General features: G+C 44.6%; 18 protein-coding genes and 1 tRNA gene. 8 read left to right on the top strand and 11 right to left on the bottom strand.

What is annotated here, in order from left to right; all coding sequences use genetic code 11:
• Positions 1-163: 163 nt before the first annotated feature.
• Positions 164-248: transfer RNA gene (locus IQP38_RS13815), tRNA-Tyr, on the top strand.
• Positions 249-837: 589 nt separating this feature from the next.
• On the opposite strand, the gene IQP38_RS13810 is transcribed toward IQP38_RS13815, so the two are convergent.
• Positions 838-1,710 carry a Tim44 domain-containing protein gene (locus tag IQP38_RS13810; protein ID WP_005384268.1) on the bottom strand — a complete coding sequence of 291 codons (873 nt, stop codon included), beginning with the start codon at positions 1,708-1,710 and terminating at the stop codon, positions 838-840.
• A 392-nt stretch (positions 1,711-2,102) separates the two neighbouring features.
• On the opposite strand from IQP38_RS13810, the gene IQP38_RS13805 reads away from it, so the two are divergent.
• The 3 genes from IQP38_RS13805 to IQP38_RS13795 all read left to right on the top strand — a co-directional run bounded on the left by IQP38_RS13805 (position 2,103) and on the right by IQP38_RS13795 (position 5,625).
• Entirely contained in the window at positions 2,103-2,693 is a 591-nt protein-coding gene (locus tag IQP38_RS13805; RefSeq protein ID WP_005382308.1) for a TetR/AcrR family transcriptional regulator, read from the top strand.
• A gap of 13 nt (positions 2,694-2,706) precedes the next feature.
• Entirely contained in the window at positions 2,707-4,581 is a 1,875-nt protein-coding gene (locus tag IQP38_RS13800; RefSeq protein ID WP_017634660.1) for an MFS transporter, read from the top strand.
• A gap of 114 nt (positions 4,582-4,695) precedes the next feature.
• The gene (locus IQP38_RS13795; protein ID WP_104978924.1) at positions 4,696-5,625 is read left to right on the top strand and encodes a YeiH family protein; all 930 of its coding nucleotides are present in this window, start codon (positions 4,696-4,698) and stop codon (positions 5,623-5,625) included.
• Here the strand turns inward: IQP38_RS13795 and IQP38_RS13790 are convergent.
• From IQP38_RS13790 to IQP38_RS13760, 7 genes are all read right to left on the bottom strand, one after another.
• On the bottom strand, positions 5,622-5,810 hold the full coding sequence (locus tag IQP38_RS13790; RefSeq protein ID WP_193837676.1) for a hypothetical protein: 189 nt from the start codon (positions 5,808-5,810) through the stop codon (positions 5,622-5,624). The genes IQP38_RS13795 and IQP38_RS13790 overlap by 4 nt on opposite strands.
• A gap of 100 nt (positions 5,811-5,910) precedes the next feature.
• Positions 5,911-7,338: an o-succinylbenzoate--CoA ligase gene (gene menE / locus IQP38_RS13785; RefSeq protein ID WP_017634657.1), complete on the bottom strand. Its 1,428-nt coding sequence runs from the start codon at positions 7,336-7,338 to the stop codon at positions 5,911-5,913.
• Positions 7,323-8,312, bottom strand: a complete 990-nt coding sequence (gene menC, locus IQP38_RS13780) for an o-succinylbenzoate synthase (RefSeq protein ID WP_017819994.1) — start codon at positions 8,310-8,312, stop codon at positions 7,323-7,325. The genes menE and menC overlap by 16 nt, the downstream gene beginning before the upstream one ends.
• A 125-nt stretch (positions 8,313-8,437) precedes the next feature.
• On the bottom strand, positions 8,438-9,304 hold the full coding sequence (gene menB / locus IQP38_RS13775; protein WP_005382318.1) for a 1,4-dihydroxy-2-naphthoyl-CoA synthase: 867 nt from the start codon (positions 9,302-9,304) through the stop codon (positions 8,438-8,440).
• A complete protein-coding gene (gene menH, locus IQP38_RS13770) occupies positions 9,297-10,124 on the bottom strand; it encodes a 2-succinyl-6-hydroxy-2,4-cyclohexadiene-1-carboxylate synthase (RefSeq protein WP_193837675.1) in 828 nt (275 codons plus the stop codon). The genes menB and menH overlap by 8 nt, the downstream gene beginning before the upstream one ends.
• Positions 10,111-11,829 carry a 2-succinyl-5-enolpyruvyl-6-hydroxy-3-cyclohexene-1-carboxylic-acid synthase gene (menD, locus tag IQP38_RS13765; RefSeq protein WP_193837674.1) on the bottom strand — a complete coding sequence of 573 codons (1,719 nt, stop codon included), beginning with the start codon at positions 11,827-11,829 and terminating at the stop codon, positions 10,111-10,113. Before menD ends, menH begins: the two co-directional genes overlap by 14 nt.
• Positions 11,826-13,133, bottom strand: coding sequence for an isochorismate synthase (locus IQP38_RS13760; protein WP_193837673.1), 1,308 nt, complete (start codon positions 13,131-13,133; stop codon positions 11,826-11,828). The genes menD and IQP38_RS13760 overlap by 4 nt, the downstream gene beginning before the upstream one ends.
• A gap of 217 nt (positions 13,134-13,350) precedes the next feature.
• Between IQP38_RS13760 and IQP38_RS13755 the strand changes: the two genes are divergently transcribed.
• The 3 genes from IQP38_RS13755 (at position 13,351) to IQP38_RS13745 (ending at position 16,579) form a co-directional block, all read left to right on the top strand.
• Positions 13,351-14,565: a pyridoxal phosphate-dependent aminotransferase gene (locus tag IQP38_RS13755; protein WP_005384283.1), complete on the top strand. Its 1,215-nt coding sequence runs from the start codon at positions 13,351-13,353 to the stop codon at positions 14,563-14,565.
• 91 nt (positions 14,566-14,656) lie between these two features.
• Positions 14,657-15,241 (top strand): 5'-deoxynucleotidase, encoded by a 585-nt coding sequence (gene yfbR, locus IQP38_RS13750; protein WP_017634778.1) that lies wholly within the window; start codon positions 14,657-14,659, stop codon positions 15,239-15,241.
• Between the two features lie 15 nt (positions 15,242-15,256).
• Positions 15,257-16,579 (top strand): anti-phage deoxyguanosine triphosphatase, encoded by a 1,323-nt coding sequence (locus IQP38_RS13745; protein WP_017634779.1) that lies wholly within the window; start codon positions 15,257-15,259, stop codon positions 16,577-16,579.
• Between the two features lie 6 nt (positions 16,580-16,585).
• Here the strand turns inward: IQP38_RS13745 and IQP38_RS13740 are convergent, their stop codons facing one another.
• On the bottom strand, positions 16,586-17,200 hold the full coding sequence (locus IQP38_RS13740) for a tRNA-uridine aminocarboxypropyltransferase (protein WP_017634780.1): 615 nt from the start codon (positions 17,198-17,200) through the stop codon (positions 16,586-16,588).
• 3 nt (positions 17,201-17,203) lie between these two features.
• Here IQP38_RS13740 and rrtA point away from each other — a divergent pair, with 3 nt between their 5' ends.
• Positions 17,204-17,755: a rhombosortase gene (rrtA, locus tag IQP38_RS13735; RefSeq protein ID WP_017634781.1), complete on the top strand. Its 552-nt coding sequence runs from the start codon at positions 17,204-17,206 to the stop codon at positions 17,753-17,755.
• 98 nt (positions 17,756-17,853) lie between these two features.
• Here rrtA and IQP38_RS13730 read toward each other — a convergent pair whose 3' ends face one another.
• Entirely contained in the window at positions 17,854-18,138 is a 285-nt protein-coding gene (locus IQP38_RS13730; protein WP_031777211.1) for a ComEA family DNA-binding protein, read from the bottom strand.
• A 255-nt stretch (positions 18,139-18,393) separates the two neighbouring features.
• Positions 18,394-20,253, bottom strand: a complete 1,860-nt coding sequence (gene ppiD, locus IQP38_RS13725) for a peptidylprolyl isomerase (RefSeq protein WP_005382334.1) — start codon at positions 20,251-20,253, stop codon at positions 18,394-18,396.
• Positions 20,254-20,453: the final 200 nt, after the last annotated feature.

Below are 20,453 nucleotides of genomic sequence, written 5' to 3'. Positions count from 1 at the left end.
GGTTCCCGAGTGGCCAAAGGGAGCAGACTGTAAATCTGCCGGCACTGCCTTCGATGGTTCGAATCCGTCCCCCTCCACCATATTCTTTCTTATGTTTTCCTTTAAACATGAGAACAACTTGGAAGCTAGGTTGGGAAACTAACTTTTAAGTATAAAACACCCTGGAGGGGTTCCCGAGTGGCCAAAGGGAGCAGACTGTAAATCTGCCGGCACTGCCTTCGATGGTTCGAATCCGTCCCCCTCCACCATATTGAAGAAGCCAGCTCATTGAGCTGGCTTTTTTCGTTTCAGGATCTTGATAGCATAGTCCTACTACCACGAACCTTTCACTCCTCACCGAAACTCTGCTCGATTTAATACCTATCACAGTAAATAAGTGATCAGAAATAGCGTAGGGAAAATGCTTGAGAACAAGGCGCAATTTTTCGATAAGTAGTTATTCTGCAATCAAAAATTGCAACGCAGTTATCGAGTATTTTAACAAGCTAGAATGACCAGTTATTTACTACGATTGGTATAACCTATACTCAATCTCACTAAAGCAACCAACCCCATGTGAAGCTCCACAAACAAAAGGCTGAGGAGCAGATCTTTACCCTACAAACAATGTACTAGCTATTTTGATTTTGTTAGTTCGTATGGCCTTAATATGAATGTTCAATATAACTAGGAAAACACTTGAGGACTTACTAGAAAAAGTGGGTTCGCAAAATTACCAAACGGACTCAATTAGTGATGTTTGTATAAAAACACGTACAAGAAATATAAATGATAGATACAAAAAATCCCGCAGGGGATGCGGGATTTTTACTAGTGACTAAATTGGTTTAAAGGTGACTAGCCTTGAATACCAACGATTAACCATGGCGCATTAGGCGCAGTCAAGTCACGCTCTAGGTGCCAGATATCTTCGATTTCTTCTTCAACACCTTCTACTGTGTCACGGTAACGACCGCTAAACTGCAGACTAAGCTGTGCTTTATTTGCATCGTAATCAGCACGGACGATCTCCGCATCAACGTACATTACGTCAGTATGCTGCTCACCGTCGAGCTTCGCGCGCTCTGCTTTTAGGTCTTCAAACAAGCTTGGAGAAACATATTCTTCAATAGTTTCTAGCTGGTTGTGATTCCACGCACCTTGCAGGATTCGATAGTGTTCACGAGAACCATTAATGAACGCTGCTTGGTCAAAACCCGGTGGGTAGTTATGTGGTACGTCTGTTTGAGCGCCAAAACCACCAAAGCCACCATTATTTGTGTTTGGTTGTTGCTCAAAGTTTTGCATGTTTGGTTGCTCAAACTTAGATGCGTTGCCACCAAATGCAGGCTGTTGACGATGCTGGTTCATACTGCCCTGCTTCGCACCTAGCATACCGCGCATTAGTTTAAAGATGACAAAGGCAATCAAACCAATAATTAGGATATCCATAAACTGGATACCTTCAAAAGCACCGCCAAAGAATGCAGCAAGTAGACCACCAGCCAGAAGTCCGCCTAGCAGACCACCCATAAGGCCTTTCTTACTTGAAGACTTTGTCGTCTGATCTTTGCCGACCGTATTGGTGTTTTGTTGCTGTTGTTTCGGTGCTGGTGCGGTTTTGTAGCTCTTACCGAAAGACTTACTGCCACCAAACTTCTTCGCTTCCGCGATAGGCGTTACAGCAACAGTAAACATCAATAAAGCAACAATAGAAAATAAACGTTTCATCGTTATCCTTAAAGTTAGCTATCTAAGATAGTGCCCCATTTTCAAGACGAAACAATCGTTGTTTCAAACAGTAGCACGCCAAAGATGATTTTTAAGTCATCATACTCTGTATACCGATTGATGAAAATAGCTTATAGAAGCTGACATGTATCAGAATATTGCCAAAAATGCAGACTGCTCACACTGCTTACAATTCAGCTGAAGGCGCTTGATCAATGTAAAAAAAGTATGGAATAAGTTCACTAATACTCCAGATTGTTTTACTTGAATTAGAATCAGTGACACAGCTCAGAATCCTACACCTTGAGGGCACTTGGACACATTGCCTTGTTGACGGTTAATAGGTAGCTGACTATCATATTGAACGATGTTCAATAAAGTAGTTTGAGAGTATGGCGCGCAGAAACGATCACACCCGAGAAGAGTTAGTGAATTTGACGTTAACAACGGTCAAAAACTTTTTAGATGAGAATTCTTACCACGAACTCAGTCTTCGTAAAATCGCTAACATGATTGGTTACGTGCCAAGCACATTGGTAAATGTTTTTGGTAATTATAATTTGTTGTTGCTTCATGTTGTCGCTCAAACTTTAGATGAGTTATCTCAAGAAGCACGCAAAGCGACTAATGACAGCAAAGACTCCCATCAAGCGCTTTTTGAACTCGCTTATTGCTACCACGATTTTGCTCAAAAACACCCATACCGTTGGCAGTTAGTGTTCGAACACAACATGAATGGAGCAGAACTTCCGGAATGGCATGCCAAACGTATCGATGGTATGACGGGAATGCTAGAGTCACTATTGGCTCAAATCGCACCACATCGTACTGAATCCGAAGTGATTCAAGCGAGTCGAGTCCTTTGGTCTGGCGTACATGGCATTACTTTACTCAGTGTTGATGATAAGTTTTTCTCTAGTGAACCGATTGATGGCAAAGAGTTGATCAGTAATCTTCTTTCCAACTACCTCACGAACTGGTAACAAAGGATTATACATGTCATCCGACAGACAGCCGTCCTTACTTACGCAGAGAAAATTCCTGCCCTATTTCATTACTCAATTTTTTGGCGCTTTCAACGACAATATTTTTAAAAACGTTTTGCTGTTGTTTGTCGCATTCGCTGGCTCCAGTGCACTGCCTATTTCGAGCAATTTGTTCATCAACCTTGCGGCAGGCTTGTTCATTCTACCGTTCTTTCTGTTCTCTGCTTCCGCTGGCGTATTAGCCGACAAATATGAAAAGTCATGGTTTATTCGTAAGGTCAAACTATTTGAAATAGCCATCATGCTGTTAGGTGCCATCGGATTCATAACCGAAAGTTATGGTGTGCTTTTATTGCTACTGTTTTTAATGGGCACACAGTCAGCATTTTTTGGCCCAGTTAAATATGCCCTTTTGCCTCAAAAGTTAAATGCTAAAGAGTTAGTGCCCGGCAACGCTCTTGTTGAAGCTGGTACCTTTATCGCCATCCTTATTGGCACCTTAGGCGCTGGGATTATAGCCTCTGCAGACAACGCAAAATACCTTGCCGCATTTTGTGTCGTGATCTTCGCATTGTTAGGCTACTTGTCGAGCCGCTCAATCCCCTTTGCAGCCGCCAGCGCGCCCAATCTCTCTTTTCGTTGGCAACCATACAAGCAAACCAAACACACGCTCTCTATCGCCAAATCCGATCGAGTTGTTTTTCAATGCATAATGGCAATAAGCTGGTTTTGGTTTTTAGGCGCCGCATATCTAACACAATTCCCGAATTTCACTAAGATTTACCTAAATGGCACCGAGAGTGCGGTGTCTTTCTTGCTCGCTCTATTTTCCATTGGTATCGCGCTAGGGTCGCTACTTTGCAATTGGATCTCAAACCATCGTATAGAAGTCGGTATTGTGCCAATTGGTGCATTTGGCATTACGGTATTTGGGTACCTAATGGCCACTTCCATTCCCAATGATCTACCTACTTTCCATAACTTTGTAGACTTCTTTAGATATGAGCTTTTTTGGCCATTATTTTTCTACCTATTGATGATTGGTGCTTCGGGCGGTTTGTTTATCGTGCCTCTTTACGCATTAATGCAGCATCGAGCAAAGGAAACCGAACGTGCTCAAGTCATCGCAGGGCTCAACATCTTTAACTCTCTGTTTATGGTCGGCAGCGCTGTCTTAGGTATTGTGTGCCTAAGTGTAATCAAGATGACAATTCCTCAACTGTTTGCATTGTTAGCCATTTTAAATTTCTTAGTCGCCGCTTACATCTTTTTGCAAATTCCTATTTTTGTTGTTCGCTTTGTCATGTGGATGCTTACGCACACCATCTATCGAGTTAAGCATAAGAATCTACACAACCTACCCGAGCATGGTGGGGCATTGATTGTATGTAATCATGTAAGCTACATGGATGCATTGCTACTTAGTGCAGTATGCCCAAGGTTGATTCGTTTTGTGATGGAGGAAGATTACGCCAACCTACCTCCATTAAGGCGCTTTTTACGTCGAACTGGGGTAATTCCAATTTCAGCGAGTAACAGAAGCTCTATCAGACGTGCATTTAACGATGTGGAAGCCGCGCTAAGCGAAGGTCATATCGTCTGTATTTTCCCTGAAGGAAGATTAACTTCAGATGGTGAAATGAATGAATTCATGCGCGGTATTGATATCATTCTACGTCGTAGCCCAGTACCCGTCATACCTGTTGCACTTAAAGGCTTATGGGGAAGCTATTTCAGCCGCGCAAAAGGTCGCGCATGCTGTGGCTTACCGACTCGATTTTGGTCAAAGCTAGAAATTGAGGCAGGACAACCGGTGCCACCAAACGAGGCAACGGCAAAAACAATGTTCGATAAAGTGCATCAACTTAGAGGCGACTGGCGATAAATACACTTGAACACATGTTTAGGATAACTGAACATGTGTTCAAATCATTAAGACAAACTGACCACACCCAGTGCGATATACTCTCCCTTTCATTCACAACAGCGAATAAAAACCTTGAATAGAAACTACCTCCTGTTTGGATTGGCGTTACTTTTTTGTCTAACCCCTCTTGCCTCCTCTCCTATTGCTCTAGTTATCGGTTTTCTACTCGCAAGTTTTGGTTTTGTGCCTTCCGAGCTGCCCATCGCTTCTTTTACTAAAAAGCTGCTGTCTTACTCGATTATTGGCTTAGGCTTTGGCATCAACTTTGAGCAAGCACTTGCAGTCACATCGGATGGTATCGGCCTGATCATCGCCACTATTACAGGCACACTGATCATGGGCACTCTCATTGCCAGGGTACTTAAATTGGAGCGAGTAACCGCTTACTTAATCTCATCAGGTACTGCAATTTGTGGTGGTAGCGCAATTGCTGCTGTGGCACCGGCCATTAAAGCGAAAGACGAGCAGATTGGATTAGCACTGGCAACGGTATTTGTCCTGAACTCCATTGCACTCTTTGTGTTTCCTGTGATTGGACATGCTTTAGGGCTAGATCAACACACGTTTGGCACATGGGCTGCGATTGCCATTCATGACACATCTTCTGTTGTCGGGGCTGCCTCGGCCTTTGGGGAAGAAGCACTAACGACGGCAACAACATTGAAACTCGCGCGCGCTTTATGGATCATTCCTGTTGCTTTGATCAGTGCCGTCATCTTTTCAAGAGGCCCAAAAGAGAATGGAAAGAAAAAACTAGCTATCCCTTATTTCATTTTTTGGTACTGTGCAGCTATCGCGTTTAGCGACTTCTTTCCTCAATTTGAAATGGTCTATCACGGCATTTTCATTGGAGCAAAGCAAGCGTTGGTTGTATGTCTGTTTTTGATAGGTTGCAGCATTTCAATTTCAAAACTAAAGTCAGCTGGAGCTAAGCCGCTGTTGTTTGGTGTGACTCTGTGGGTGCTAATTTCTACCACTTCTCTAAGTTGGTTACTGTTTTAGATATTGGTGGTCTGCTTATCGCGTTGAGGGGACGGTATTTCCCGTTTGCTATTTTTGTATATAACGACCAACGCTATAACGATCAAAAATGCCGTTAGCTCTGCAAGAGAGCGGGCTAGCCCTTCACTACTTATCGCGATACCAATTTGTAGTGCTACTGCCGCAATTAAAACTAGCTTTGCCATCCTGAACCTTATGCATTTTCTCTCCACTAAGAAGCATAATTATGATTCAGAGTTATAAGGATACGAAATTCTCTTTATGACTAATACATAGCAAAATTGACTAATGCTGAAGTGATGACAGCAGCCACTCTTTCACGGCCTTACGTGAAATTTTGATCCCACCTTCTAGTAGAGTTTGTGGCATTACATGGTATTCCACTGGCCATTTAAACTTCTCTAACTTTGATTGCAAGTGCTGGTCATACTCCGACTTGCTGCGCAATCCATTGGTCTGAATCACAGCTACTGGTCTATGACCAAACTCCGCGTCTTCGACTGGAACCACTATACTCTGCACTACACCATCAATTTGGTTCAAAGCGGCTTCAATCTCTTCACAATGGATATTCTCACCACCAGAGATAAACTGATTGTCGGCACGGCCGATTATCTTTAATTCATCACCTTGCCACTCGCCAAGATCTTTGCTGTCAAACCAGCCTTTCTCATCCAGAAATGGGGTAACATGTCCTTGATGGAAATACCCTGCCGCTAATGTCTTACCGCCAACAAAAATGCGTTGGTCAACTAATTTTATCTTACGGTGCTTCAATACATGTCCAGCATTACTGGTGCTGTCAATTCTCTTTGCGGTAACGGTAGAGGCCGCCTCCGTCATCCCATAACCTAACCATGTCTCAATGCCTTGCCCTGTTGCTCGTAGTGCCAACTCGTGATCAACGTGGCTGCCGCCCAGTAGCACATGTGTCAATGACAAATGTGCATCATCATCCAATAACCGTTTGAGCTGAGTCGCAACCAAAGAAGCGTGTGATACGCCCTGAACATCATCAACAAGTTTCCCTGAACCGACTTTTAGTGTTGCTCCGACATATAGCCAACGATAGACAATCGCTAATCCAGAGACGTGATACAGCGGAAGCGATAACAGCCAAGCATCTTGCTGAGTGAAAATGAACTCCTGCAACAAGCCCTCTGCAGACGCAAGATGCTGTCGATGTGTATGAACCACAGCTTTAGGCTCCCCTGTAGAGCCAGAAGTAAATACTACTGAAGCGAGCCGGTCATGATGATAGCTATCTTCAGTCAACGAATCACTCTCTTGCTGCGATACTACAGGCGGTGAAAGCAATGTTGCCTTGAGTTTTTGTATATCATGTTCAGAAAAGATCGAAGCGCACTCCTGAGAAAACCAGATAAACCGAGTTTGATCAGGCCTGTAAAGTGTAGCAAGCTTACTCTGCAACTTATCTAGTGGTTGTTCCATGGTCAGCGCAGCGAGCGCGCCTAACTGTTTGGAGGCAAGATAAAACAACAGTGTTTCTACTTGGTTCTTGCCAACCAAAGTCAGCACATCCCCCCGAGTTACACCCAAGTCATTCAAATAGTGAGTGTATTGGTCAATACGCTTCGAGAGTTGTTGCCAGTTTAATACTTCTGTTGATGTCTCGAGTGCAATAGAAAAAGGGCTCGTTTGAGCCCAATATTTCCATGGTGCCTTCGCAATATTGTCTACGCAGAATGCCACACAATCTCCTGGTCTTTTAGAGGAAGAACGGGAAGTTCACACTTAGGCCAGCCCTGCTCTAGCTGAGCTTTGAATAAGCCAATCGTATCCAAACCTGGAACTTCATCAGGCAGCTGCCATTGGGCAAAGCGCGCTAATTGAGTTAAACCGAGACTGGATTCAATGCTCGAGCTAATCACTGCTTTCATCCCCAGTGACTTCGCTTTCTCTATCAGTGTAATACAAAAATCCACTGAACCAATGAGTGTGGGTTTGATGATGATCGTTTTCACACCAGTTAGATCTTCAAGACGGAAATCTTCACGACGAACCGCATCTTGCAATGTTTCATCCCAAGCGATAGCAATACCAGTATTAATCGCAAAAGAGAGACTATCGCCAGGAGAGCGGCACGGCTCTTCTAGAAACGTGATTCGTTGACGCAGAGACGGAGCAATGTACTTAGCGAACTGCTGCGCTTTTTCTGGTGTCCAAGCGCGATTGGCATCGAGTCGAAGCGTTAATTGAGGGATTGATTCAAGAAAAAGGTTCACAAGCATGCCATCGCGAATTGGCTCATAAAGTCCAACTTTCACCTTAGCGACTTTCTCACCTTCCATCTCGTTCAGCTTTGGAATGAGCTCATCTGGGTCGCCAGTGCATAGTGGCGCTGTTTGGTATTTACCTTGTTGTGGTAAGCCACCAGCTAATTCAAGCTGTGCCATCGATAAACCAAACGCAACCGACGGGTACATCTTGGCATAATCCACATCCAACTCTGCTACCCAACGCTCCGCCTGTTCTTGTAGCTGAACACCCGCATCTTCGGTGCTCTCTAAGCTAAAACAAGGAAGAGGAGCGACTTCTCCAAGCCCTGTTTTACCATCTTCGGAAAGCGCAACAACATAACCAACACGTTCGGTTAGCTTGTTGTCACGTAGGATGACACCACTATCCATGGGCAAGCTATAACGATAAATTTTCGCTTCACGCATAATTCAAGTCCTATGTAATGCCGTATATTTGAGCGTTCTGACGAGCAATCCCACCAGCCTCCCAGAGGGCGAGGCGCTCAGGAAAAAAGTAACAGAGGAGCTAACACGCTCCTCATTTAGACGGATTATGGGTTGCGAGGGAATTTATCGAAGTCTGGGCGACGCTTCTCGTTAAAGGCATTACGACCTTCTTGGCCTTCATCAGTCATGTAGAACATCATCGTTGCGTTACCCGCTAGCTCTTGCAGACCCGCTTGACCATCACAATCTGCGTTTAATGCAGCTTTCAGGCAGCGCAATGCCATTGGGCTGTGCTGTAGTACTTCACGACACCAACGAACGGTTTCTTTCTCTAGATCCGCTAGTGGTACAACTGTGTTTACTAGGCCCATGTCTACCGCTTCTTGAGCATTGTAGAAACGACATAGGAACCAAATTTCGCGAGCTTTCTTTTGGCCTACGATACGAGCCATATAAGATGCGCCCCAACCGCCGTCAAATGAACCCACTTTAGGGCCTGTTTGACCAAATTGAGCGTTGTCAGCTGCAATTGTTAGATCACACATCATATGCAGTACATGACCACCGCCAACAGCCCAACCAGCTACCGATGCGATCACTGGTTTTGGACAAGTACGAATATCACGTTGGAAGTCCAATACGTTGAGGTGATGTGTGCCTTGGTCGTCTTTATAGCCGCCGTAGTCGCCACGGATCTTCTGGTCGCCGCCAGAACAGAATGCGTCTTCACCTAGACCTGTCAGAATGATCACGCCAACACCAGAGTCGTAACGCGCATCTGCCAACGCATCAATCATCTCTTTTACCGTTTGAGGACGAAACGCGTTACGCACTTGAGGACGCGCAATGGTGATTTTCGCGATACCATCTTCAGACTTATGGTAATGAATGTCCTCGTATTTCTCGCCGCAATCTTTCCATTGAACCGGAGCGTAAAGTTCTTCTTCAGAAATGCCTACTGTTTTAGCCATGGTGATTCCCATTGTTCTCGTTACTCTCACCAAAGTGAGACTGAATTATTTGCTTGGTATGTATCGCAAACTGTTTGGGCTGCTCTTGATGGACGTTATGACCAGCGCCTTCAACTTGTCGATACGCCAACCCGCTATGTTGTGCCAGTTGGCTAAATTTTTGGTCTTTCTCACCACACAAGTAATACACTGGTATGTTCTGCTTTTGCAGTGAGGGCAACAAATATGCCTGTTTGGCTAACGATGTCGCCATCAACGTATTCGCCACCGCTGAGCCAAGATTATCACTTCGCTTCGCAATGAATGTTTGTCTTTGCTCATGGTTTAGTGAAGAAAACACCGCTTGTTGGTACCAATCGTTCAAAACACGTTCAAGTGGTTCAGTTTTGAAACGCATTGCCCAGCGAGCATCATTCTCTAATCTCACCTGTTTCTCTGACTCAGTTTGAAGCCCGAAGTTTCCCCCTTCAACAATCGCGCCCGCAATATTGAGATCTGGAAAGCATTGATGGGCAATACCATGCATCGCAATGCGGCCGCCCATAGAGTAACCAATCAAAATAAGTGGTTGTTGTGAGGGAAATAATAAAGATAGTGTGGAACCAAGAAGTTTGCAGCAATCATTTAAATCGCAGCAAAAAATAGATTGGCTGCGTCCGTGACCAGGAAGGTCAACCGTAACACGCTCATATTCGGGTAATGCATTTAAACACGCGAGCCAATCGGCACCGCTACCGAGTAAGCCATGCAAAAACACCAAAGTGGGCAACGTTCTACTTTGGTGTTTTTCTAATACAGGGAAACGTTCAAAGTAAAGCATTCAGACTCTTATTAAATGCCTTGAGTCTCTCAGCAGCTTGGTTAGATGGGGTTTGAACCTCGACCAGCAACGTTCCTTGGCCGTGACATAAATGCTCTTTTACAGATGATTGGAATTGCTCCAGTGTAGAAACATGCAAATACGACAAACCAAACTGCTTTGCCGCGTGTTCAAACTGATAACCATGAGGCATTTGATAATATGTCGTTCTGCGCTCTGGTGGTACTGGCAACATATCAAAAATCGCACCGCCGTCATTATTAGTAACAACAAGTATCGCCGGCAGTTTATTGTGAGAAAATAGCGCCAGAGAATTGAGATCATAAAGTGCTGCTGTGTCACCGATATACATTAGTAACGGATTACCTCTTGCCCGTTGCACGCCTGATGCCGCAGCAAACAAACCGTCAATCCCTGACGCGCCTCGATTAGTGAAAACCTCTACACCATCCAATTTTCCGTACATATCAACAAGCCGAACAAACAAGCTATTACCCAAGAAAACATCTACGTTCTTTGTGCGCTCGTTGATGTCTGCTGCCAACGCAATTTCGTCAATGGCAGACGCTGAATCAGATAGGAAGGCTTCTTCGATACGTTGATGAACTCGCTTAACGTCATTCGCTAACCTATCAGCCCACCCAGCAAATATTGACTTCTCAAAACTAATGCGAGAAACCCACGTTTTAGGAGGCTCAACCCAGTGCATTTGCGCCAGATGATTTTGGTTATTCCGGTCCATACAAGGTGAGACATACCAATACTGAACGTCTTTACTTTGTTGATTTTTCGATACTTGTTTATCAATCCATTGGTTCAAACGTTTGGAGATGATTCGGCTACCAAATTGGATAATAAGTTCACAAGATTCAAGCTCGTTTGCGAACTCGGGAAGTTGAAGCCATACATCGTAATACGCCCAATCCGAACTGAGACCACTTTGCGGGTCTGCAAGTACTGGCCATCCCATCTTTTGTGCAAATGCCTGCGCCGACTTCGCTTGTTCAAGCGGTAAGCTGCCAATCACAACCAAGCCTTTTTTGTCCGAAAAAGGCGGGATGTTCGCCTGTGACAAATGGCTAAAACGCTGAGTATAAGTGCCGCTTCCTTTTCGCCATCCGGCGACCGAATCTAAGTAGGTTTGATAATCCGCTTTTGCGCCGTTGGAATACAAAGGCTCTGGAAATGCACAATTAATATGAACAGCACTACCCTGCAATTGCTGAGTAAACATCACTTCGTCAACAGAGGTCAGCAACCAGTTAAGCGACGTTGCTAAATTTGGGCTTGGTAAATTCAAACTGGCCGAAACATGATGTGAAAAAATACCCAATTGATTTATCGCTTGGTTTGCACCACAGCCGACAAGTTCTACTGGACGATCTGCTGTCAGCAGCACCAGCTTTTCACCAGTAAGTTTGGCTTCGGCAACCGACGGTAGTAAGTTCGCCACTGCCGTACCAGAGGTAACGATAATTGCCACTGGCTCCTGAGTAGCTTTCGCTAAACCAAGAGCCATAAAGCCCAGTCCACGCTCATCAAAATGAGTATGAATGGAAAAGTCGGACTGTTCTGCCGCTTCTAAAGTTAAAGGAGTAGAACGAGATCCGGGAGCGATACAAACATGCTTAACGCCAAATCGCTGAAGCTCAATCAATATGGTTTCTGACCAAACTCGATTGAGCACCGCTTGGTCATGACTCATGATGCGACTCCCAATGGCGGATGATCAGAAATCAGCGTAAGTAACGTCGACATTTTCTTATCAAGTTCTGCCCACTCATGTTCTGCCACAGAACCAGGCACAATACCTGCGCCCGCAAACAGTTGTACTTGATCACCGAGCACAAGCGCGCTTCTGATTGCGACACAAAACTCTGCTCGTTCATGGCTTATGTAACCCATTGACCCCGCGTACCAGCCGCGTGCAAAGGGCTCATTATCAAGAATAAACTGCATGGACTCTTGTCGGGGTAAGCCAGCAACCGCCGCTGTTGGCTGAAGCGCCGATAACAACTGAACACCATTTATCCCCGCTCTTAGACTAGCGTGAATATTTCGCTTAAGGTGCTGCACTTTTCGTAGTCTGACCAAACTCGGTTCAGCTTCCACTTCAACCATTTCAGAATGCGGTGATAGACGCTCAATGATGTCGTCCACCACATACTGGTTTTCGTTGAGGTTCTTTTGGTCTTGGGATAACCAATTCGCCAACTCCATATCTTGAGTGGCATTGTCCCCCCGACCAATCGTACCTGCTAACGCTTCGGTATGTAGCTCATGCCCTACGCGAGAATACAAACGTTCTGGCGTAGACCCCATAAAACTGTGCTTACTGTCTAAGCTCAGCATGAAATGGAAGCTATGATGGTTATTTAAGTAACTTGCTTTAAGTAGCTGTGCAGCACTTAATGTGTTATCAAGCTGCACGGTAGAGCGACGCGCTAAAACCACTTTCTTAAAATCATCATTCTCTATACCAGTCAGAACCTTATGAACTAACTCATTCCATTGAGGCTGACTTGGCGTATGAACAATAGAGCAGATGTGAGACGAAATTGGAGCTAAGGTCGCGACCTCACAAACCAGTTTATTCAACCCAGCTAGAGTTCGCGCTTTGTCTTCTGAAATATTAACTGCGAGAGACCACTGTTGGTCAAAACGAATTAACTCAATTTGAGGCAAAAAGAAAAAAGAAGGCATACAGCGACGATTCTTCTCATGCTGCCCATCAAAAGAGCGCCCGCCCCAAACTCTTTGCCCTTCACCTAGAATGGTATAAGCAGGACCTGGCTCAACAAAAGCGTGCAATTGCCCTAGTGCAACGACCTCTTCACGTGTATCGCGGGACTGCCAATAAAACTTAGGGAAAAGTGGTTGTGCATCAAGCCAATCAATAAATGAGAAATTAGGTTTCTCGCTAAGGGGCTCGACCAGACGTGTTTGATTGCCTTCCGATTGCTGAACTCGCTCGATAATTCTCTTTACGGCTTGATGGAACTGTGACAAATCAACCTCGTTGTATGTGAGGATAAATGGTAACTGACGGCTACTCTAAGTTTAGACCCAAAGCAAATCAAGGTCGTATGCGATCTTTTGCAAAATCCTGTGATAGCAAGCGAGCAAAACTTAACCAGCAGACAGATTATTTACAGATATATATTCTAATAAAAAACAAATTATTGTATTTTAATAAAGAAATTAACGAATTTTTAGGAATTAAACAATGCAAAATATCGGGATGTCGTCAAAACTCGACAATGTCTGCTACGACATTAGGGGTCCTGTACTCAAACATGCTAAGCGCATGGAGGAAGAAGGGCATAAAATCCTAAAGCTAAACATTGGTAACCCTGCCCCATTTGGTTTTGACGCCCCTGATGAGATTTTAGTCGACGTGATTCGTAATCTGCCGACTTCTCAAGGCTATTGTGATTCCAAAGGTATTTACTCTGCTCGTAAAGCTGTGGTCCAACACTATCAGCGTAAAGGTATACGCTCGCTAGATGTCGAAGATGTGTATGTAGGTAACGGCGTGTCTGAGTTGATCGTAATGGCCATGCAAGCGCTATTAAACAATGGCGACGAAATGCTGATCCCAGCACCAGACTATCCGTTATGGACAGCTTCAGTTGCACTATCTGGTGGTAAGCCGGTTCATTATCTATGTGATGAAGAGGCTGACTGGTACCCAGACCTTGAAGACATCAAAAAGAAAATCACACCAAAGACACGTGGCATTGTTCTGATCAACCCGAACAACCCGACAGGTGCGGTATACAGCCGTGACTTCCTACTTGAAGTGATTGAGATAGCACGCCAGCACAAACTGATCATTTTCGCAGATGAGATCTACGACAAAGTGTTGTACGACGGTGCAACACATACCTCAGTCGCCACACTCACTGAAGACGTGCTAGTCATGACATTCAATGGCCTTTCAAAAGCCTACCGTGTTTGTGGTTTCCGTGGTGGCTGGATGTTCCTAACGGGGCCTAAACATCTGGCTCAAGGGTACGTGAATGGCTTGGAGCTGCTTTCATCGATGCGTTTATGCGCAAACGTACCAATGCAGCATGCGATTCAAACCGCGTTAGGTGGATACCAGAGTATTAATGAACTGATTTTACCTGGCGGACGCTTATTAGAGCAGCGCAACCGAGCGTATGAACTGATCAATCAGATTCCTGGTGTTTCTTGTGTCAAACCTAAGGGTGCGATGTACCTCTTCCCGAAAATCGACACTAAAATGTACAACATCAAGAACGATCAGCAGATGGTTTTAGATTTCTTAAAACAAGAGAAGGTCTTACTGGTGCAAGGTTCCGGTTTTAACTGGCCAAAACCAGACCACTTCCGCATCGTGACACTACCGCACGTTGAAGATCTAGAAATCGCTATTGGACGTTTTGAAAGATTCCTATCAACCTACAGCCAGTAATGAATCACTGGTAGTAATTAGTGCTGATCTCTCATATGCTTAGAGGAACTCCTAGTGAGTTCCTTTTTTTACACCAGAAACGGAGGAAGCCATGAAAGAAAGCCATTTTTTCGCCCACCTGGCTCGAATGAAGCTGATCCAACGCTGGCCTTTAATGCGGTCCGTCTCACCAGAAAACGTTTCAGAGCATAGCTTACAAGTTGCTTTTGTCGCTCATGCCCTTGCCCTAATTAAAAACAAAAAGTTCGGCGGCAACCTTAATCCAGAACGCATCGCTATTCTTGCCATGTACCATGATTCCAGTGAAGTATTAACGGGTGATCTTCCAACTCCAGTGAAGTATTACAACCCTGAAATTGCCAAAGAATATAAGAAGATAGAATCGGCAGCGGAACAAAAATTACTCTCAATGTTACCGGAAGAGTTCCACGATGATTTTGCCCCCTATCTTCTTTCTCACTCTGCACACGAAGAGGACGCAAAAATCGTTAAGCAAGCCGATTCCATCTGTGCCTATTTAAAATGTCTTGAAGAACTAAGCGCCGGCAACCATGAGTTCGCTCTGGCAAAAAAACGCTTAGACGTCACTTTGCAAGAACGCAGAACGCCTGAAATGGATTACTTTCTCAATACCTTTGCCCCAAGTTTCGAATTATCGTTAGATGAAATCAGTTAGCTTACGGAGATAATCGTGTCGTTTGAATTACACCCGCAATGGCAAGAGCGCCATGATGATGAGCATAAAATCCGTCGAGACGACCATCGGAGCCCGTACCAACGAGACCGAGCGCGCATTCTTCACTCGGCTGCATTTCGACGCCTACAAGCAAAAACCCAAGTACACGGCAATAGCTTGGAAGACTTTCACCGCAGTCGGTTAACACACTCCTTAGAAGCGTCGCAACTAGGGACCGGTATCGTCGCCCAGTTAAAGAAAAAACAGCCAGAGTTCCGCGATCTATTACCATCAGACAGCTTAATTGATTCATTATGTTTGGCTCACGACATCGGGCATCCTCCATACGGTCATGGGGGAGAAGTCGCTCTAAACTACGTAATGCGCGAACATGGCGGCTTCGAGGGGAACGCCCAAACCTTTCGTATCGTCACTAAGTTAGAGCCTTATACTGAGCATTTCGGAATGAATTTATCACGCCGCACACTGCTTGGTTTGATTAAGTACCCTGCCCTCATTAGTCAAACACGCTCCGTCAAGTTGCCTCAACCAGCCGAGCATCAACGTAAACTAAAAGCAAAAGATTGGAGCCCAGCTAAAGGCATTTATGATTGTGATAAAGACTTATTTGATTGGGTAATTGCACCGCTTTCTGACAACGACAAGGCATTGCTTAGTCTGATGCGTTCAACGCCAGAATCGGAGTTTGAGCACAGTAAAACGCGTTTTAAATCACTCGATTGCTCAATCATGGAGCTAGCAGATGATATCGCCTACGGTGTTCATGATTTAGAAGATGCAATCGTACTTGGTATGGTGACACGTCAGCAATGGCAAGAAGGCGCAGCAAGTCAATTAGCGGACTGTGGCGACCCGTGGTTTGAAGCTCATATCGATTCCATCGGACAGATGCTATTTAGCGGTAAGCACCATGAGCGGAAAGATGCTATCGGTGGTATGGTTAACGCGCTACTGACCAGCATTTCAATCAAAACGGTGGATGAGCCGTTTAATAACCCGTTACTGTCTTGGAATGCGTGTTTAGAACCACAGATGGCACGTGCACTTGACGTACTCAAGCACTTTGTCAGCACCTTCGTTATCCAAGTCCCGCAGGTCCAGATCGTTGAGTATAAGGGTCAGCAAATTATTATGGATATTTTTGAAGCGTTAACAGCAGACCCAGAGCGATTACTACCCGTTCATACAAGAGATCTGTGGTGTCAGGCGAAGAGCGAGAGCAATAAAATGAGGGTCATCGCCGATTATATTTCTGCAATGACCGATGGTCACGCGCAAAAGCTACACCGCCAACTTTTCTCTTCCATCGTTCTTTAGTAACACTCAACCTTTCAAGTAATTCTTTTCAAAAACGCCCGGAGGCATCTGGGCGATTTGGAATTCGATCATCTTTTCAAACGCACGCATCAGCGGTGTAAAGTCTCGCTCGGGTTCAAACAAGCGAAGCGAATGATAACCAGCCTCGACTGTCGATAAGCTATTCTCAGAGGGCGCCTTACGAATGGTGTAGTGCCCTTGTAGTTGCTTAGGCAACTGCACGGTTGGGAGTGGATGTAAGTTGCTTGAGAGTTGCCACATTTTGTACGCTTTTTTCCACGTACCATCGAGCAAAATCAAACGTATTTTCTTAGATACACTATGACTCGTTTGAGTGATTTCAGAAATGCATCGTGACTCTTCTGATGGGTAAAGAACAAAATGTTGATATGACTCATCCGCTAATAAGTGATTTAAGACATCATCACAAGAAAAGTCCTCTCCTATCAAACAAATACAGTTATCTAAACTCAAATTGAGAATCCGTGCCGTACCAAGCGGACGATGTTCTTCACTCGTGTGCTGAAGAATGATAAGTTCTACCTCGCTTGCCAGCGGTACAATCCATTGGCAAATACACGCTTTTTGCGATTTTCCACAACGAGAACAATAACGAGACATAGAGTGAACCTTTATACCTTGCTGAGTATTATCAGCGTGATCTGTTTGATACTTCAATTTGAACCAATGGCAAACCTAACCGAGTGGCACAGCTACAATATACGCCATGGTGAATGGTGGCGAATCGTAACAGGAAATCTCACACATACCAACTTTGCGCACTTAGGAATGAACCTCGCAGGATTGTGGATCATTACTTTTATTTTTCGCCCAAGCACTCGTAACTTCCTTATCGTTTTTTCAATCTTATGTGCATGTGTTGGTGCGCTGAATTTGTTTACCAACATGTCGGTGTACGTGGGTTTATCCGGCGTATTACACGGATTGTTTGGATTTTGGGCGCTCAGAGAAGTCTTTGAAAGCAGAAGAAGCAGTGTGTTGTTAGTCGGAGGGCTAATCGCCAAAGTAGCATGGGAGCAGGTCTATGGCCCATCCAGCAGTACTGCTGAGCTTATCGGTGCAAACGTTGCTATTGATGCTCATATGTTTGGCGCACTCGGTGGGTTAGTAATGGCTTTAATGGAAAAAGGCCTTCGCCGTCGTTTATTCGGATAAAAAATCCCGAACCACGAAAGAGGGACTGGTTCGGGAAAGCAGTAATAGGGAAACAGATATTGTTCTGAGTTCAGACTCAATATCTGCAATACATCAAGCTACAGTAAAATGCGGTCTTCGTTTTTCTTAACTGTCGCTTCACCTATGCCTTTTACGCTCTTCAAATCTGCTGCCGTTTTAAAAGGGCCATGTTCCTCGCGGTAGTCCACTATACTCTGCGCTTTCTTCTCACCTATACCTTTCAACATGGTCGCAATTTCTTCAGCAGTGGCCGTGTTGATATTTACAGTAATTTCAATTCCTTCATATTTGTCAGTGGCTGAATCCGCAGCCATGCTAAAAGGTGCAAAAACAAATAAGCACAATGTCAAAATCCATTTCATATTGAACATACAATCTCCAAAATAGTAGGCTAAAAACAGTCATCGAGAGCGAGTCACTATCTAGTTTGCAATGGAAAGCAATATGGTTATGCATTTAACAAACTGAGATGACCCGGAATTCACAACGGCCGCTATCACTTAAACGCGCACTAATTTAAGTAATGCCTATTGATGATTGAAGTTCATAAAGACAAAAATAAAACGGACCGCTTATGCGGTCCGTTTTATTCAACATACAAATTACACTAATTGTGCTTAGTTGCTCACAACAAAGTACTCAATGTCAGTATTTGCACGCAGTACGGCTAGTACAGATGATAAATCTTGCTGAGAAGATGCACGCTGCATTTGCATCGCAACTTGATCTTCTAACTCACTATCTAGCTCTGCGTTTACAGCATCAAGCTCGATGATAATGATGTTACCTTCAAGATCTTTAGACTGACCGTATACTGGTTTACCATCGACTGGTTTTGCCATCGCGAATACCGTTGTTGCTAACGGAGAACGACGATCTACTGTCTCTTGTTCACCAAAGGCAAGATTGTTTTCAGCAAGCACGTTCGTCTTACCTTCTTTCAATGCCGCAACGACTTGTGTTCCAAGTTCCATCGCTTCTTGCTCACCTTTAACACGAGATAGCTCTGCAACAACCTGATCTTTCACTTCTTCTAGTGGAAGAACTGTCTCGTCACGCGCATCTTCAACACGAACAACGATAATATGCTCAGGCGCAACTTCGATAGCTTCAGAGTTTAGGCCATCTTCTTTAACTTCAGGACTTAGGATAGCTTGCATTACCGCAGGGCTACGAAGCACTTCAGGTGCATCAACCTGAGAAATAAAGTCCGTTGTCTTCACTTCTTGGTTAACCGCTTGAGAAGCATCATACAATGAGTCTGGGTATTCAAACGCTACGCGCTCAAGCTCATTTTGCAACTCGTAGAATTGATCGATCGCTTGTTGGTCGACCATCTCTTGTTTGATTTCAGCAGCGACTTCTTCAAATGGCTTCGCCACAGAATCTTTTAGCTCTTCAAGCTTGATAATGTGATAGCCAAAGTCCGACTTTACTAGACCCGACGTATCGCCAGGATTCTTCAGTGCGAATGCCGCTTCTTCAAAAGCAGGGTCCATCACATCACGCTCAATCCAACCTAGGTCACCACCGTTTTCAGCGCTGCCAAAATCGTCAGATTTCTCTTGAGCAAGCGTCGCAAAATCTGCACCCGCGTTTAGCTCATCTAGGATAGCTTGCGCTTTTGCTTCATCGTCCCCTTCTACAAGAATGTGAGCGACACGTCGTTGCTCTTCTGAAGAGTATTTGTTTAAGTGCTCGTCGTAGTACTTTTTCACCTCAGCATCAGAAACATTAACTTGTTCCTTTAGCGCTTCAGCTGACAGTTCGATGTAAGAAACTTTAACCTGCTCTGGGCGTGTAAAGTTGTCTGGGTTTGCTTTGTAGTACTCTTGAATTTCTTCGTCGGTCAATTCAATATTTTTCGCAAACTCCGCTAAGTCGATCTGAATCGTGCGAATATCACGAGTTTGAGTGAACAGCTTGCCTTCTGCTTGTACTTCACCCGGCAGAATAAATTCACTGTTTTGTAGCGCATTCAGCAGTTGCTCACGAACCAATTCACGACGCATGTACTCAGCAAAAGAGTCTGGCGAAAAGCCTGCACGACGCAAAGAAGCTTGATAGATCTCTTGATCAAACTGACCATTAGATTGGAACTGAGGCATGTCTAGAATCATGCTACGCACTTGAGTGTCGCTGATTCGCAGACCCAAAGCTTCAGCTTGTTGGTCAAGCAACACGTCATTGATCATTCGATCTAAAACGGATTTGCGGAAAGATTCAACATATGCAGGGTCAGCCAGCATTTGAGAGAAGTAGTCACCCAACTGAGCTTGCATACGGTTACGCTCATTTTGGTATGCCATCTCGAACTCACCACGAGGAATCTCAGTGTTACCGACTTTCGCTGCAGAGTTGTTGCTACCACCAACGATGTAGCTACCTACACCTGCAAATACGAAAGACAGGATGATAAGTCCAAGGATAATTTTGACCGCGATGCTATTCACGCCTTCGCGTAGTCGATCCATCATAATTTAACTGCTCTCCACAATTGAAGCCTACTGCTTCTATCTAATAGAAATAATGGCGCAATAATATCAGAAAAAGAAATGCGCATCAGTATGATGCGCATAATTTAAGAAAGTTCGGCTCGAAGTTTGTAAATTTTTGTTCGAAACTTATTGTTTGAGCAAAAGTTAAGCAAATGGCCGGTTACAGAAATAACGCCGTG

Origin of the sequence: Vibrio sp. OPT41 (assembly GCF_015163595.1) — a bacterium.
GTDB classification, from domain to species: domain Bacteria; phylum Pseudomonadota; class Gammaproteobacteria; order Enterobacterales; family Vibrionaceae; genus Vibrio; species Vibrio alginolyticus.
The sequence above is the reverse complement of the archived record's forward strand: the minus strand, read 5'-3'. Positions and strand labels throughout refer to the sequence as shown.

Bases quoted from the DNA above. Each gene is read 5' to 3' on its own strand.
- IQP38_RS13810 (WP_005384268.1), bottom strand. From the start codon at position 1,710: ATGAAACGTTTATTTTCTATTGTTGCTTTATTGATGTTTACTGTTGCT.
- IQP38_RS13805 (WP_005382308.1), top strand. From the start codon at position 2,103: ATGGCGCGCAGAAACGATCACACCCGAGAAGAGTTAGTGAATTTGACG.
- IQP38_RS13800 (WP_017634660.1), top strand. From the start codon at position 2,707: ATGTCATCCGACAGACAGCCGTCCTTACTTACGCAGAGAAAATTCCTG.
- IQP38_RS13790 (WP_193837676.1), bottom strand. From the start codon at position 5,810: ATGGCAAAGCTAGTTTTAATTGCGGCAGTAGCACTACAAATTGGTATC.
- menC (WP_017819994.1), bottom strand. From the start codon at position 8,312: ATGCGTGAAGCGAAAATTTATCGTTATAGCTTGCCCATGGATAGTGGT.
- menB (WP_005382318.1), bottom strand. From the start codon at position 9,304: ATGGCTAAAACAGTAGGCATTTCTGAAGAAGAACTTTACGCTCCGGTT.
- menH (WP_193837675.1), bottom strand. From the start codon at position 10,124: ATGCTTTACTTTGAACGTTTCCCTGTATTAGAAAAACACCAAAGTAGA.
- menD (WP_193837674.1), bottom strand. From the start codon at position 11,829: ATGAGTCATGACCAAGCGGTGCTCAATCGAGTTTGGTCAGAAACCATA.
- IQP38_RS13755 (WP_005384283.1), top strand. From the start codon at position 13,351: ATGCAAAATATCGGGATGTCGTCAAAACTCGACAATGTCTGCTACGAC.
- yfbR (WP_017634778.1), top strand. From the start codon at position 14,657: ATGAAAGAAAGCCATTTTTTCGCCCACCTGGCTCGAATGAAGCTGATC.
- IQP38_RS13740 (WP_017634780.1), bottom strand. From the start codon at position 17,200: ATGTCTCGTTATTGTTCTCGTTGTGGAAAATCGCAAAAAGCGTGTATT.
- IQP38_RS13730 (WP_031777211.1), bottom strand. From the start codon at position 18,138: ATGAAATGGATTTTGACATTGTGCTTATTTGTTTTTGCACCTTTTAGC.
- ppiD (WP_005382334.1), bottom strand. From the start codon at position 20,253: ATGATGGATCGACTACGCGAAGGCGTGAATAGCATCGCGGTCAAAATT.